Annotated in this window: 17 protein-coding genes; 4 read left to right on the top strand and 13 right to left on the bottom strand. The window is 68.0% G+C overall.

From position 1 onward, the window contains the following. Window positions 1-16: 16 nt before the first annotated feature. Window positions 17-268, top strand: coding sequence for a YbdD/YjiX family protein (locus tag O9271_RS01415; protein WP_298265480.1), 252 nt, complete (start codon window positions 17-19; stop codon window positions 266-268). Here the strand turns inward: O9271_RS01415 and O9271_RS01410 are convergent. Then, a complete protein-coding gene (locus O9271_RS01410; RefSeq protein WP_298265478.1) occupies window positions 238-1,464 on the bottom strand; it encodes an MFS transporter in 1,227 nt (408 codons plus the stop codon). The two genes, O9271_RS01415 and O9271_RS01410, sit on opposite strands and share 31 nt — an antisense overlap. On the opposite strand from O9271_RS01410, the gene O9271_RS01405 reads away from it, so the two are divergent. Further along, entirely contained in the window at window positions 1,458-2,654 is a 1,197-nt protein-coding gene (locus O9271_RS01405) for a M20/M25/M40 family metallo-hydrolase (RefSeq protein ID WP_298265476.1), read from the top strand. The genes O9271_RS01410 and O9271_RS01405 overlap by 7 nt on opposite strands. Window positions 2,655-2,686: 32 nt before the next feature. On the opposite strand, the gene O9271_RS01400 is transcribed toward O9271_RS01405, so the two are convergent. The 12 genes from O9271_RS01400 to O9271_RS01345 all read right to left on the bottom strand — a co-directional run bounded on the left by O9271_RS01400 (window position 2,687) and on the right by O9271_RS01345 (window position 12,484). Next, window positions 2,687-3,871, bottom strand: coding sequence for a divalent metal cation transporter (locus O9271_RS01400; protein WP_298265474.1), 1,185 nt, complete (start codon window positions 3,869-3,871; stop codon window positions 2,687-2,689). Between the two features lie 50 nt (window positions 3,872-3,921). Continuing rightward, the gene (locus O9271_RS01395) at window positions 3,922-5,292 is read right to left on the bottom strand and encodes a galactokinase family protein (RefSeq protein WP_298265472.1); all 1,371 of its coding nucleotides are present in this window, start codon (window positions 5,290-5,292) and stop codon (window positions 3,922-3,924) included. A 1-nt stretch (window position 5,293) separates the two neighbouring features. Next, entirely contained in the window at window positions 5,294-6,103 is an 810-nt protein-coding gene (locus O9271_RS01390; RefSeq protein ID WP_298265470.1) for a nucleotidyltransferase family protein, read from the bottom strand. 34 nt (window positions 6,104-6,137) lie between these two features. Further along, window positions 6,138-7,541, bottom strand: coding sequence for a Gfo/Idh/MocA family oxidoreductase (locus O9271_RS01385; protein WP_298265468.1), 1,404 nt, complete (start codon window positions 7,539-7,541; stop codon window positions 6,138-6,140). Beyond that, entirely contained in the window at window positions 7,538-8,527 is a 990-nt protein-coding gene (locus O9271_RS01380) for a sugar phosphate nucleotidyltransferase (protein ID WP_298265466.1), read from the bottom strand. Before O9271_RS01380 ends, O9271_RS01385 begins: the two co-directional genes overlap by 4 nt. A gap of 176 nt (window positions 8,528-8,703) precedes the next feature. Continuing rightward, complete coding sequence (locus tag O9271_RS01375; RefSeq protein WP_291262499.1) at window positions 8,704-9,081, bottom strand: cupin domain-containing protein; 378 nt, start codon at window positions 9,079-9,081, stop codon at window positions 8,704-8,706. 44 nt (window positions 9,082-9,125) lie between these two features. Continuing rightward, window positions 9,126-9,683: a F0F1 ATP synthase subunit delta gene (locus O9271_RS01370; RefSeq protein WP_298265464.1), complete on the bottom strand. Its 558-nt coding sequence runs from the start codon at window positions 9,681-9,683 to the stop codon at window positions 9,126-9,128. Beyond that, entirely contained in the window at window positions 9,683-10,282 is a 600-nt protein-coding gene (atpF, locus tag O9271_RS01365) for a F0F1 ATP synthase subunit B (protein ID WP_298265462.1), read from the bottom strand. The genes O9271_RS01370 and atpF overlap by 1 nt, the downstream gene beginning before the upstream one ends. Window positions 10,283-10,347: 65 nt before the next feature. Continuing rightward, window positions 10,348-10,617, bottom strand: a complete 270-nt coding sequence (gene atpE / locus O9271_RS01360; RefSeq protein WP_291269806.1) for an ATP synthase F0 subunit C — start codon at window positions 10,615-10,617, stop codon at window positions 10,348-10,350. A 257-nt stretch (window positions 10,618-10,874) separates the two neighbouring features. Then, window positions 10,875-11,849 carry a F0F1 ATP synthase subunit A gene (gene atpB, locus O9271_RS01355; RefSeq protein WP_298265460.1) on the bottom strand — a complete coding sequence of 325 codons (975 nt, stop codon included), beginning with the start codon at window positions 11,847-11,849 and terminating at the stop codon, window positions 10,875-10,877. Between the two features lie 18 nt (window positions 11,850-11,867). Beyond that, on the bottom strand, window positions 11,868-12,251 hold the full coding sequence (locus O9271_RS01350) for a hypothetical protein (protein WP_298265458.1): 384 nt from the start codon (window positions 12,249-12,251) through the stop codon (window positions 11,868-11,870). Window positions 12,252-12,262: 11 nt separating this feature from the next. Further along, on the bottom strand, window positions 12,263-12,484 hold the full coding sequence (locus O9271_RS01345) for an AtpZ/AtpI family protein (protein WP_298265456.1): 222 nt from the start codon (window positions 12,482-12,484) through the stop codon (window positions 12,263-12,265). Window positions 12,485-12,810: 326 nt separating this feature from the next. Between O9271_RS01345 and O9271_RS01340 the strand changes: the two genes are divergently transcribed. Both O9271_RS01340 and O9271_RS01335 read left to right on the top strand, forming a co-directional pair. Further along, window positions 12,811-13,260 (top strand): BsuPI-related putative proteinase inhibitor, encoded by a 450-nt coding sequence (locus O9271_RS01340; protein ID WP_298265454.1) that lies wholly within the window; start codon window positions 12,811-12,813, stop codon window positions 13,258-13,260. Window positions 13,261-13,377: 117 nt separating this feature from the next. After that, window positions 13,378-14,376 carry a MoxR family ATPase gene (locus tag O9271_RS01335; protein ID WP_298265452.1) on the top strand — a complete coding sequence of 333 codons (999 nt, stop codon included), beginning with the start codon at window positions 13,378-13,380 and terminating at the stop codon, window positions 14,374-14,376. Window positions 14,377-14,483 lie beyond the last annotated feature (107 nt).

Raw genomic sequence — 14,483 nt, 5'->3', positions numbered from 1 at the left:
CGTGGAGTCGGCGCTGATGCCCGCCGCCCCCGTCGGCACGGCGCCATCGCCAAGTGCATCGCCGTCGGCATCGCCGTTCCGTCGTTGGCTCGCCGCCTGGCGGCGGGCCGCGGCGGTGGTGCGGCGCATGATCGGCGTGCCCGACTACGACACCTACCTCGTGCACATGCGGCACCGCTATCCGGGGTGCACGCCGCTCGACCGTGCCACGTTCGAGCGCGAGCGCCTCACGGCGCGCTACAAGGCCACCGGCTCTCGCTGCTGCTGAGGCGTGGTACCGCCGGTCGCGGCCATCCACGCCGCGGCCGCCAGCGCCACGGTGGCGCCCATGCCGAAGGCGGTGCTGGCCGACCAGCCATCCCACACCGCGCCGAAGAGCACGCTGGCCGGCAACGCCGCCACCCCCACCACGCCGTGATACCAGCCGAACGCGGTGCCCCGCTGCGCCGCCGGTACGAGGTCGGCGACCAGCGCCTTCTCGGTGCCCTCGGTGAGTCCGAACACCACGCCGTACGTGGCAAAGAGCGCCCACGCGTGCCACTCGGCAGTGGCGAGTGCAAAGCCGGCATAGACCGCGGCATAGAGCATCCACCCGGCAACGAGCAGCGGTCGTCTGCCGATTCGATCGGAGAGTGCCCCGCCAGGGGTGGAGGCGGCGCTCTTCACCAGATGCAGCACGACCCACAGCAGCGGGATGAGGGCGGTGGATACCCCGAGCTGCGAGGCGCGCAGCAGGAGGAACGCGTCGGTGGAGTTGCCCAGGGTGAAGAGCACGATGGGGGCAATGCCGCGCCAGAAGTCGCGCGGCAGCGGTGCGGCCGCGGAGCGCGGCGCCACAGGGCGGGGCTGGGGCGCGACGGGGCGTTCGCGGACCCAGATCGCGGCTACCATCACGGCCAGTGCGCCCGGCACGGCGGCCACCCAGAACACGTCACGTACGGGCATCCCCGCCCATTGGAGACAGGTCAGGGCCACCAGCGGGCCCACCACGGCGCCGGCATGGTCCGCGGCACGATGGAAACCGAAGGCGCGCCCCCGTTGGATTGCAGGTACCGATGCGGCCAGCAGCGCATCGCGCGGCGCACCGCGTATACCCTTCCCCACCCGGTCGGTGAGCCGAATGGCCAGCACCTGCCCTCCCGTCTGGGCGACCGCCACCAGCGGCCGCGCCAGTGAGGCGAGCGCATACCCGGCCACAATGAGCGGCTTGCGCCGGGCGACCCTGTCCGACCACCATCCGCTGGCCACCTTGAGCAGCGCCGCCACCGCCTCCGCGGCGCCCTCGATCACGCCCACCATGCGCACCGACGAGCCCAGCGTGCCCACCAGAAAGAGCGGCAGGAGCGGGGCGATGATTTCGCTCGAGGCGTCGGTGAGGAAGCTCACGACGGCCAGCGCAAGCACGTTGCCGCGTGGTCGCCACGCGGCATCCGCAGGATCGTGGTGATGGACAGCTGATGGCACGGAGACCTCGAGGCGCCGATGGGATATCGGCTGCCGGTGATGCGTGGGGCTCAGCGCTCACCGACGCTGCGGTGGCGCACCGGAGCTGGACACTCGACCAGCAGATCCTGTTGACGCAGACTGCCGCTCCCACCGGCAACGAAAGTGCCCGGGCGCGTCTCGTGCAACTGGCGCTGCGGCAGGCAGGCTCCTCGACCGTGCGCCTCGATGCGGTCGGGAATGTCTGCGATGTGCACGGCAAGGGGACGGTGCCGCCGCTGGTATGCATGGCGCATCTCGATGCCGTTTACGAAGCCGGAGCACCAGTTGGCATGGTGCCGGTGCACCGCGACGGCCCCGTTGTCCGAGCCCCCGGCATTGGCGACAACGGACGCGGGCTGGCCGCACTGCTCACGCTGGCGCGGCTGCTGCGTGCCCCGCAGTTTGCGGCACGCCTGATGCGCCCGGTCCACCTGGTGGCCACCGTGGGCGAGGAGGGAGACGGCAACCTGCGCGGCGCGCGCGCCTGGTTCAACGAGGCCGCGCGGCAGGGAGTGTCACCGCATGCCGTGATTGCCGTGGATGGCCCTGGGGACGAGTCCATCGTGCACCACGCGGTCGGCTCGCATCGCCTGCGCGTCACGCTGCGCGGAGCGGGTGGGCACAGTTGGGTACACGCCCACGCGGCCAATCCCATCCACGCCCTCGGCGAATTCATTGCGGCCGCCGCGCGCCTCGGGGATGCCCACCGACGTGATGTCGTCGTGCACGTGACTCGCATGCAGGGAGGCGAGTCGCTCACCGCCGTTCCGCAGCAGGCGTGGGTGGAAATCGACGTGCGCGGCACGTCGGCGGTGCGCCTCGAGTGGGTGCGGCAGGAACTGCGTCGTCTGGTAGCACGACTCACGCCGCCGTCACTGCGCGCCGAGTTCACCGTGCTGGGCGACCGGCCGGCCGGCGTCCTCGATGCGTCGCATCCGCTGGTGCAGGCGGCCGTACGGGCCACCGAAGCGGTGGGGCGCTGCCCCCGTTCAGCGGTCGCCAGCTCCGACGCCAACATCGCGCTCTCGCGCGGCATTCCCGCCATCGCCCTGGGAGCCGGCGGTGCCGGCGGCGGGGCACACACACGCGACGAGTGGTACGACGACACGCACGCCGTGCGAGGTCTTGATCGCCTGATACGGCTGGTCGTGCAGCTCGCGGCCAGCTGAGGGACGACGCGGTCGTCGCGCCGCGGCTGAGTTCAGCGCCAGGCCCACACCATGCCGGCGAGACACGCGAGCACCAGTCCGAGGCTCATCCAGCTCAGCATGCGCACCCATCGCGCGGGTCGCGCGTCGCCCACCACGGCCACGTCCGCGTCGAGCAGGTTGAGCGCCAGCAGTTGCAGTGGCAGCAGCACGGCATTCACCACCTGACTGGAGTAGATGAGGGGAATGAGCGGCAGGCGGGGAAGTGCCACGACACTCACCGCCGCTACGGTAAGCCCAACGAACGCCGCGTAGAACCAGTGGAAGTGCCGCGAATCCAGCCCCAGTGACGCCGGTTCTCCCGTCGCTTCGGCGATGGAGTACGCCGTGGAAATGGGTACGATGGCCGCCGCGAGCAGCGAGGCGCCCAGCAGCGCCGCGCCGAACAGGGTCGTGGCGAACGAGCCGGCCAGTGGCCGCAGGGCCATGGCCGCATCGGCAGCGGTCTCCACGTGCGCCCGCACCGGGTACAGCGTGGCTGCACACGCCACGGCAATGGCGAGCCCCACCACGCCGGTGAGTACCGAGCCGATCACGACGTCCACACGCGCCCAGCGCAAGGTGGCCACCGTGATCTTCTTGTCCACCGCGTACGACTGAATGAATGCCAATCCCCACGGGGCGAGGGTAGTGCCAAGCGCGGCTGCGAGCGCCACCCAGCCGGCCGGTTCGAGGGGCAGACGCGGGGTCACCGCGCCACTTGCCGCGGCCCGCCAGTCCGGGGCAGCCAGCACGCCGTCCACGATGTACAGCACGAGGGTGGAAGACACCAGCAGCAACACGCGTTCGATGCGATGGAATGATCCTACCACCACCATGAGGGCAATGAGCGTCCCGGCAATCGGTGCGCTGAGCCAGGCGGGAACCCCCACCATGGCGCCGGCGGCGGCGATGCCGGCGTACTCCGCGCAAATGGTGCCGAAGTTGGCGAACAGCAGGCCGAGTACGGCCGCGTAACCCCACCCGCGCCCCCAGCGGCTTCGCACGAGCGCCACGAAGCCCTTGCCGCTCACGGCCCCCAGGCGGACCGCGATGAGGTGGAACTGGATGAGCAACACCGTGGACGCCGGGATGATCCACAGGAGGCGATATCCGTACTCGGTGCCGAGTATGGAGTAGGTGGTGATGCCGGCCGGGTCGTCGTCCGACAGTCCAGCCAGCAGCCCTGGGCCCAGCACGGCCAGAAACGCTGCCCACGCGCCCGGCGCTGAACGGCCCCCGCGAGCGCCTAGCCGTTCACCAGTTCGAACGCTGGTGGGCTGGGTAACGTGGCGAAGAAAATCGATCGGCGCCCGGCGTTGGGGTGTACACGCAGATACTTGTCGCGCCACCGGCCGGCGAAGCGCTCGACGTCGGTGGTCGGCACCATGGCCCATACGGCCCCACCGAAACCGGCACCAAATGCACTGGCGGCCGTGGCGCCGAGATCACGGGCGTACCGCTGCAGGTGCACGGTTTCGGCGATCTGGTTCTCGAGCGCGCGCTCGGCGCCCGCCTGCGATTTGTCCACGAGGCGCCCGAACTGCGTCAGCTGCCCGGCGGCGAGTGCCTCGGTCGCCTGCGGCACAATGACGAACGTTTCGTCGAAGAACTGCCCGAGCCGTGCCGTGAGGTGGCCCGCCGAGAACTCCGCAGTGGCAGCGGCTTCGGCCGCCGCAATCAGCGTCGGTGGCACCTCGTCGAGCGGCGCGTCTCCCGCCGCCGCCAGGAACGCTTCGCGCAGGGTACGTACCGGCGCCTGTCCGGTCGCGTTCCACGCGTCCACGAGTCGGTGCGCCGTTCGCGCCGCGCGATTGTAGCGCTCCTTGGCCGCTCCGGTCTTGGCCGCCACGACGCCACTCACGCCAATCACGAAGGTGTGTGAGTCGGGCCACCCGACCGATTGCTCGAAACGCACCGGTGCCCACGAGAAGACGTCCAGCCGTGCACGCTCGCAGCAGAGAATGGCCGTCTGATCCTGCGCGCCGCCCATGGTCCCCACGCCCTTCTCGCCGGACAGCACGCCATAGTCCATGCCGTTCTCCAGCGCCCCCACGTAGCCGGCAAGCGCCGCGCGGTCCCTGATGGCCTCGCGCCATAGCGGGTGTGAGGGCAGATCGCAGAGCGCGGCGAACGCCAGCGTCAGGCCAACGGTCAACGCGCTGGAGCTGGAGACACCGGCCGCTGGAGGCAGGTTGCTGGCCAAGGAGACGTCGGCGCCCCGCAGGCGGTCGCCGAAGTTGCGCTGGAGCCGATTGAGCACCGTGCGCGGATAGATCGCCCACGGTGCCGCCACGCGCGCCTGCGTGTCGAGCGACAGCGAGATCGCCTCGCGACGGCGCGCGTCGCGCAGCACGACGTGCCGGTCGTCGCGCGGGCGCGCCACCAGCACGATGCCGCGCTCGACGGTGCACAGCAGCGAGCGGCCGCCGGCATAGTCCACATGCTTGCCCAGCACTTCAATGCGACCGGGGATGATCCAGGTGCGTCGGCCGTCGCGCGAGACCCCCGCCTCGTCGAGGGCCCGGTGGGCATCGCGCAGCAGCGTACGATACGCCTCGGCGGCGGCGACAGGAAACGCGGCGTCAGCCAGGGACCTGCCTGCGAACAGATCGTTCACGTCAGGGCCGGGGCTCGATGTCCTGCAGCCGCGCCGCAACCGAGGCAATGTCGCCGCGACGCGACAGGTCGAGCACGGGAGCCGCGAGGCGTACGGCCCGCACCGGCACCCCGTCCCGCACGGCCATGGCGACGGCCTCCGGCAACTCGTATTCGCCGCGCACCGAGCGCGGGACCTGCCGGCACGCGTTCACGATGGCGGGGGTGACGGCCCACAGGTTCATGCCGACCCAGCGCGCCGCCTCCGAGCCAAGGTCGAGTGTGTCGCCCGGCTTTTCCACGATGCCGTGCAGGTAGCCGTCGTCTCCCACCTCGAGCACGGCAAAGGCGCGCACGCGCTCCGCATCGATATTGCCCGCGCTGACCAGCACGTCACGATCGAACGCCACCACGCCAGCGGTTGCCTCGGCAGCGAGCAGGCGGAATGCCTCGACCGGGTAGTAGTTGTCGGCATTGAGCACGAGGAATGGCTCCGCGCCGATGACATCGGCGGCGCTCGTCACGGCGTTCGCGGTGCCGATGGGCTCGGGTTGAACGGCAAAGCGGATCCGCGTGCGGACCGGCGGCGCCTCCTCCACGAAGTAGCGACGCATGCCATCATGCTCGGGGCCAATGACCAGCACGACGTCGGTGATCCCCGCATCCGCGAGAGCCGAGATGACGTACTCGAGGAACGGGCGCCTGATGGGGATCATCCCCTTCACGCCGGATTCGGCCGCCGCCGATTGGCTCGCGCTTAGCGTGGCGGTGGCGTCGGCGCGGCGCATGCGGGAGCCAAGCCCTCTGGCCATGATGACGGCGGTACGAATCATGGTGCGGAACGCAGCGGGTGAGAACGCGCAGGACTCAGCCGGCGACGATCGCCGGGCCCTGCGGCGCCGTGCTCGTCCGCCAGGCGCCGCGCGTGAAGTCGGGGAACTTCACCGGCGCACTCCCCTTCCGGATGGACTGTTCGCACAGCGCATACGGCACACTCCACGCCGCGGCGTCGTACACGTCGAAATCCGGCGCCAATCCTTCGCGCATGCACTGGACCAGCCGATAGGCCATGATGAAGTCCATGCCGCCGTGCCCCCCGTTCTTGCGCGCAAGCTCCCCCATCGCGGTCCAGAGCGGATGCTGGTACTTCTGCCGGAACTCGGCAAAGGGCGTCCACCGATGGCCTCCGGGCTGGCCGTCGATGTACAGGCGCGGGGGATAGTCGTTGAAGGCGGCCTTCGAGCCCTGCAGGTTGTTGAGTCGTGAGTAGGGGCGCGGGCTCGTCACGTTGTGCTGCAGCAGGATGGTACGTCCCTTGGCCGTCTTGATGAGCGAGGTGTTCACGTCGCCCGTCTTGTACGACTCCCGCCACTTGGGGCTGTCGCGTGGCTCATGCCGTTCGCGCCATTCGGTAAGCCCCGCTTCCGGCGACGACATGGAGACCACGTACTCGAAGCGGTCACCGCGGTGAATGCCCAGATACTGCGCCACGGGGCCGAGCCCGTGCGTGGGATAGAGATTGGTGTCGCGTTCGGTGTGCGGCTGACGCCGCCACAATCCCTCGTCCCGATTTTCGAAGAGGATGTCGCGCAGGTCGTGATTGTACGCGGCCTCGGCGTGCAGCAGGGTGCCGAAGACCCCTTCGCGCACCATGCGCAGCACGGTGAGCTCGCTCTCCCCGTAGCAGCAGTTCTCCATCATGAGACAATGCCGCCGCGTCTTCTCCGACAGCTCGACCAGCTCCCAGGCCTGTTCGGTGGTGAGCGCAATGGGGACTTCGCTGCCGCAGTGCTTGCCTGCCTGCAGCGCGGCGCGCATGACCGGCGTGTGCCACGGCCACGGCGTCGCCGTGTAGACGAAATCGATGTCGGCCCGCTGCACGAGTCGCTCGAAGTCGCGCTCGCCGTTGGTGAACACCGCCGGCGCCGGCCGACCGGCCTTCGTGCACATGGCGACGGCCAACTGCGCCTTCTCGGCGACGATGTCGGCCACCGCGGTGATTTCCACGCCGTCGATCGCGAGCAGTTCTCCCAGCACGCTGCGCCCGCGCAGCCCGGTGCCCACGATGGCCACACGGACCTTGTCGTATTTCTCGAAGGGGATCCCGAGCATGGTGCCGTTCCCGGCGGGAGACGGCGGGATGAGGTCGGCGCGCCACGCATCGGTACTGGCAAGCAGCTGCGCCGGGGCGGCCGTGACCGCGGCGGCGGCCGCGGCCGCGGCACCAGCCAGCAGGTCACGCCGCGACAGGGGAGTACGCGATTCGCTCATCCTTCGCCCCGGATCTCCGAGTGATCACCGATGTTGAGGCTCCCGGCCACGCCTTCCACCCGGACATGATCCCCCAGGAAGCAGTCGTGGAGGGACGCGTTGGTGATGGTGACCTGATCACCAGCGACCGTATCGCGCACCGTGCTTTGGCGCACGACGCTGCCCTTGCCCAGCGAGACGTTGGGGCCAATGGTCGCGTGTTCGATGGTGCAGCCATCCTCGATGTACACGGGTTCCACAATCGTGGCGCCCTCGCCCAGCGCAGCGGGACGACGGGCGCGTCCCTTCTCGAGCATGACGCGGTTCGTGTCGAGGAACGTCTCGAGCTGTCCGGCATCGTACCAACCGTCCACATCGACCACGCGGATCTTCGCACCCTGATCGATCATGTACTGGAAGGCGTCGGTGAGATACCACTCCCCCTTGTTGGGCGGCGTGGTGAGGACGTGGGCGATGCCTTCGAGCAGGAGCTGCCAGTTGCGGATGTAGTAGAGTCCGATGTTGGCACGCTTGCTGATGGGCTCCTTCGGCTTCTCGACGATGCGGGTCATGTGGCCATTCGCATCGGTCACCACGACGCCGAAGCGCTGATAATCCTCGACTTCCTTGGTCCAGATGATCCCGTCGTCCGTGCAATGCTTGAGCAGGCTGAGATCGGCGTCGAAGATGGTATCGACGAAGATGATGAGCACCGGCGAATCGATGAGCGCCCTCGCGCGCGCGACCGCGCCGGCGGTGCCGTCCTGCACATCCTGCTCGATGAACACCGACGGGACGTCATAGGCGGCCGCAGCAAAGGCCTCGACCTTTTCCTTGAGGTGCCCGGTGATGTACACCACCTGTTCGACATTGCCGAGCTGCATCACGTCGTCCATCACGTAGCTCATGACGGGGCGTCCGGCCACCTTGAGCATGGGCTTGGGAACGACATGCGTATGGGGCCGCAATCGGGTGCCTTTGCCGGCGAGCGGGATGATCACTTTCATGACGGCAGTCTGTGGGTGGGAGTCGGCGCCACGCGCCGCCGTGCGCGCCATGCCGCGTGGGCGGTGCCGAGGCAGTGCCCCAAGATGCAGAACGGCGACACCCCGGGGGAAGGGTATCGCCGTACCGACTTTGTACGCCCCGGCCCCGTGCAGGCAGGCACCGGTTCACGCGCGCCTCAGGGGGCGCTGGTGCCTTCCCGGCCGTAGCGATCCTTGATGCGGACCACGTCGTCGAGTTCGGGCGTACTGGCCTCGAGCACATCACAATCCGTGACGGCTTCCATGTAGTGGATGGTGCCCGGGGTGATGTGAAATGACTGTCCGGCCACGAGGGCCTGATCCTGCAGCTCCGGCTCGCCCGGCCGCTGCACCCAGTACTTCATCTCGCCCTGCAGCAGGTAGACCGTTTCGTCCTTGCGCTCATGGTACTGTACGGAGAGCGCGTGCCCGGCCTTGATGTGCAGGATCTTGCCGACATAGCGATCGGTATGGGCCCAGATCGTTTCGTGCCCCCACGGTTTCGGCACGTGCCGGACATCGACATAACCACTCATCAGCGTTTCCGGGGGGGGCGATAATGGAGGCCGCCGAGCGCCGCTCAGCGGCGCCCGGTACCCATGCGTGCGCGCAGCGTGGCCAGCCTGCGGCTCACCGAGCCGTCCATGACGGTGTCGCCCATGCGAACGACCACACCGCCAAGAATGGTGGGATCGACGGTCACGTGGGGTACCACCGTGCGTCCGACCACCTTGGAGAGCCGCTGACCAATCATGGCCGTTTCGTCGTGCCCGGCCGGGCGCGCGAGCGTCACCTTGGCGTGCACGATGCCCTGGGACGCGTCAAGCAGCGTGTCGTACTCATCGGCAATGACGGGTACGAGCATCTGCCGTCGGTTGCGCACGAGTTGCTGCAGGAAGCGGAGGAAATGCCGGGGCACCCGATCGCCGAGGGCCTTGCTGAGCAGCGCCGACTTGGCGTCGGCGGCGATGCGCGGGGACTCGAGGAAGCGCGACAGGGTGATGTCGGTGGTCATGGCCGTGGCAACCTGCCGCAGCATCACGCCCCACCCCGCCGGATCCTCGGCCTTGCGCGCCAGCGTCAGCAGCGCCTCGGCGTAGTTGCGGGCAACCGACTCGCCCTGTACGCCGGCGGGCATCAGCGGGCCGCCTGCTGATCGAGCGAGGCCAGGAAGCTCTCGACGATCTTGCGGTTCCCGGCGGAGTCGAGGTTCTGCTCGATGACGCGCGAGGCGCCGGCGATGGCGAGATCGACCGCTTCCTTGCGCAGGTCGGCGATCGCCGCGGCCTTTTCGCCCTCGATGGCGCGACGCGCCTGCTCGATCATCTCCTCCTGCTGCTGCTTCGTCTGCGCGAGCAGGTCGGCACGCATCTTTTCGGCGGTACCCCGGCTGTCGGCGATGATCTGCTGCGCCTCGCTACGGGCGGCCTCGAGCTGCGCCCGCTGCTGCGCCAGCGCCTCTTCCGTGGCGGCACGATCACGCTTCGCGCCCTCGATGGCGTCTTCGAGTGCCTTTTCGCGCGCCTCGACGGCGGCGAAGAGCGGCTTGAAGGCGAACTTGGACAACACGAAGAGCAACAGCACGAAGATGATGAGCGTCCACGCCATCACGCCGACGTTCGGATCGAGCAGATTCGGCGGGCCGCCCTCGGCGGACTCGGACGCCAGCGCCGGCGTGGCGGAGATCATCAGGGCGGCGGCGAGTGCACCGACGCGGCGGGCAGAAAGAGCGAACATGGAGAAGTCCACGAAGAGAGAGAGTGCGGCGGGGCGCCCGGGAGGACGCCCCGCACGCGGACACATCAGAACGTGATCTTGCCCTGAATGAGGAAGCCCACGACGACGCCGAACAGCGCGGCGCCTTCGACGAGAGCGGCCAGGATGAGGGCGGCCGTCTGGATCTTGCCAGCGGCTTCGGGCTGACGCGCCATGCCTTCCACGGCCGAGCCGCCGATGCGGCCGATGCCCATGCCGGCACCGATGACCGCGCCGCCGGCGGCGATGCCGGCACCGATCATCGCGAGACCCTTCGGATCCTGCACCACCGGAGCGGCGGCCTGGAGGAAACCCATGATTTCCATCGTATAACTCCAAGAAGAAAGTCGTGTGGTTGCTGCGCTCCCGACGGACACTCAGGTCCGCATGCCCCGTCGGCGAGCCCAAGGGCTCAACGGGTATCGCCGGTCGCTCAACCGGCTACGCGATCCTCGGCCCGGGAGTGGGGCGGTCGGATCACTGAAAATCGCTGAACGGATCAGTCGCGAGTTACGGGTCCGGGTAACGGGTTGTGAGTACCCGGAACCCGCGACTCGAAACTCTCGACTGTTGTTTAGTGGTGCGCTTCCCGAATCTGGCCGATGAACACGGAGGCCAGCAGCGTGAAGATGAATGCCTGCAGGAATGCGACGAACAGTTCGAGCATGCTGATGGCGGTGGCCATGAGCACCGGGACTGGCGCCAGCGCCCAGCTCTTGAACGTGAAGATGATGCCGATGAGCGCCAGCAGCACGATGTGACCGGCCGTCATGTTGGCGAACAGACGGATCGTGAGGGCGAACGGCTTGGAGAGCTTACCCACGATTTCGACCGGCGTCATGACGAAGAACATGAGGATGCGCATGGGGAGCGGCAGATCCTTGTTCCAGTAGAAGATGGTGTTGAGATATCCGAGCCCATTGGCGCGGATGCCAGCCACTTCCACGATGACGGCGGTGATGATGGCGAGCGTCGCCGTCACCGCGATGTTGCCGGTGGCCGTGGCTCCCCACGGCAGCATGCCCAGCAGGTTGCAGACGAGGATGAAGAAGAAGAGCGTGAGGGCGAAGGGCACGAAGCCTTCACCATGGTGCCCCACGTTCGGCAGCACCACCTCGTTGCGGAGGTAGAGCGCCATGGCTTCAATCGCGCCCGCGAAGCCCTTCGAGTGTCCGTGGGTTGCGTGCTGCTTCCTGGAGGCGTTGCCTGCCACGATGAGCAGGAGCGAGACGATGACCGCCGCCAGCAGCATGAAGACCACGTGCTTGGTGGGCGAGAGATCGATGGACATGCCGCCGATGTGGATTGGCTCCCACGTCGGCAGCTCGACTTCCGCCGCCAGATGCGAATTGAGTGCGGGGATCTCGAGATGGCGACTGTCGGTGATGTGCGGCGTGATGAAATCCACCGGCTTCTCACCCGCCGGGGCGGCGGTATGCGCGGCAGACTCGGCGCCATGCTCCTGCGCGCTCGCCACGAACGGCGCGGCCGCGACGGTAGCCGCAGCGAGCGTGAAGACACGAATGACACGCGACAACGAACGGAGCATGTGCTGCATCCGGAGAGTTCAGTTCAGGAAGAGCGGCTCGACCAGGGTCGAGACGAAGTAGAACACCACGAGTGAGATGAGCGCCGGACCCGACACGAGCCCGAGCGCCTTGATGCCGAGAAACGCCCACAGGAGGAGCGAGGCAAAGCGCATCAGCACGCCGAGTCCCCATCCTGCGATGACCTGCTCGCGCGCCACCAGCCGCGCGATGACGAACGTGAAGCTCTGCACGGAGAACGCCACCCACGCGCTCGCCCGCACTGCACCGGCCGCCGCCGCATCGGTCCAGATGAACCGCTGCATTACCAGCATCGCGACGACAATGATGGCGCCCTGTGCGGCAGTGAACCCGAGCAGTGCCCGGCCCATCCTCATGGGTACAGCGGCGGTGGCCGGCGGCATGGCGTGCTCCGTCATGATGGCGGCGAGTCGTTGTCCCGTGAGTTCGAACGTTTCGGCGACGTGAGTCGCCGATAGCTCAGATAGAAGCTGCCTCCTCCTCCCAGCAGCACACCGCCCAGCAGAAAGAGCGGCGTACTGTCGAACCGGCGATCGAGCCACCCGCCGATCCAGACGAAGAGCAGGATGGCCCCGAAGAACTGCGTGCCCAACCCCGCCAACGCCCAGGGGGACACGTCTCTGTCCGCTGGCCTGGAATCACGCGTCGGCTTTTCCGGGATCTCTGCCATTCGACGGCGGAACCTAGACGCTTGTGAAATTTTTCGCAAGCGAACCTTTTGACCGAAAACGAACATACACCGAAAACCGGCAAACCGAACCGAAGGCCAATGACCACCGTTACTTAGCAGGTCCGTGGCGTGTCAATTCGCTCTTGACAGTCTGAAGGGTGGTTAATAACGTGGCGGAGTATCGAAATGTGATGCCGAATCGTCCAACCGTATGCAGGACCTACGGATTGGCATTGTGGCGTCGCTCCCCCGACATTTCGCCCCGTTCACTGATGCTTGCACGCATCACCGTTCCACTGCTGGCTGCTGCCGGGCTCGTCTTTGCGTGCGGTCCCCGCACCCCGAGCCCGTTGGCCGGCGCGCGCCCCAAGGCCGGCGCCGACCACGGCGTGACCTCCCACGTCATGGTGGATACGGCCAACGGGACGGTTCGCTTCGCCATCGAAGTGGCGAACGATTCGCCCAAGCGGGTGGAGCTCACCTTCCCCGACGGGCGCACACACGATTTCGTGGTCCTCGACAGCACGGGACGCGAAGTGTGGCGTTGGAGCGAAGGGCGCCTGTTCACGCAGGGCATGCAGAACCGGCTGCTCGACGCCCGCGACCGCACGGTGTACGACGAACGGTGGCAGGCACCGGGTTCCGGGCGCTACACGCTGGTCGCGCAGTTGCACAGCGAAAACTATCCGGTACGGCAGCAGGTGGAATTCGCGCTGCGCTGAAGGGCGTGCCGCAGATCCGCCGCCGGGCGGCTAGATTCCCGGTCACCACAACGGACGCCCCGCGGCGTCCGTTACTGTTTGCGACAGTGGCCACGCGAGACCCTCCAACCCACCCCCGTGACCTCGACCTCCGAGACCGCAGCGCCGGACAGCCAGGATCTGCAGCTCCTCGACCGGCTCGCGCAGGCGCGCCGGCAGTTAACGGCACAGATCGCTCAACGGATCGTTGGCCAGTCGCACGTGGTGGATGACCTCGTGACCGCCTTGCTCGCCGGCGGTCACGCGGTGCTCGTGGGTGTGCCCGGGCTCGCCAAGACGCTGCTCGTGCAAACGGTGGCGCAGGCACTCGACCTCAGCTTCTCGCGCGTGCAGTTCACCCCCGATCTCATGCCGAGTGACATCACCGGCACCGAGCTGATGGAAGAGGAGCCGGGTACGGGGAAGCGGGCGTTCCGCTTTGCGCCCGGTCCGGTGTTCGGCAACATGGTGCTGGCCGACGAAATCAATCGCGCCCCGCCAAAAACGCAGGCCGCGCTGTTGCAGGCCATGCAGGAGCGTACCGTCACCGTGGCGGGGCGCACGTACGAACTGCCGCGCCCGTTCTTCGTGCTCGCCACGCAGAATCCGGTGGAGCAGGAAGGCACGTACCCGCTGCCGGAAGCGCAGCTCGACCGATTCATGTTCGAGCTGAACATCGGCTATCCGACGCGTGAGGAAGAGGAGCAGATCGTGCGCTCCACCACGGGGGACAGCCAGGGCACCATCACGCCGGTGTTGGGCGGCGAGGAGCTGCTTCGGCTGCAGCGTCTCGTGCGGCGGCTGCCGGCGCCGCCGAGCCTGGTGAGCTATGCGGTGGCGCTCGTGCGCAGTACGCGCCCCGACACGCCGGAAGCCACGGCGAAGGTAAAGAAGTATGTGAGCTGGGGGGCCGGTCCGCGCGCGTCCCAGTATCTCGTGCTGGGGGCCAAGGCGCGCGCGGCGATGGACGGCCGCGCGATGCCGGATATTGCCGATGTGAAGAGCGTGGCCAAGAGTGTCCTGCGGCACCGCCTGGTGGTGAATTTCCAGGCCGAGGCCGACGGCATTCCCACCGAGTCCCTCATCGAACTGCCGTAACCTCGGCGCCGCCGCCCGGCACGCGGTGTACGGTTGGCAGTGGAAGTGGCGGGAGACTATCACGCGGGCGGCACTCATGGCGAGTGTCGCCCGTCGTGTCGTGGCGG

The sequence above is a fragment of the Gemmatimonas sp. genome, assembly GCF_027531815.1.
Taxonomy (GTDB): Bacteria; Gemmatimonadota; Gemmatimonadetes; order Gemmatimonadales; family Gemmatimonadaceae; genus Gemmatimonas.
This window is presented reverse-complemented; position numbering and strand designations above follow the sequence as displayed.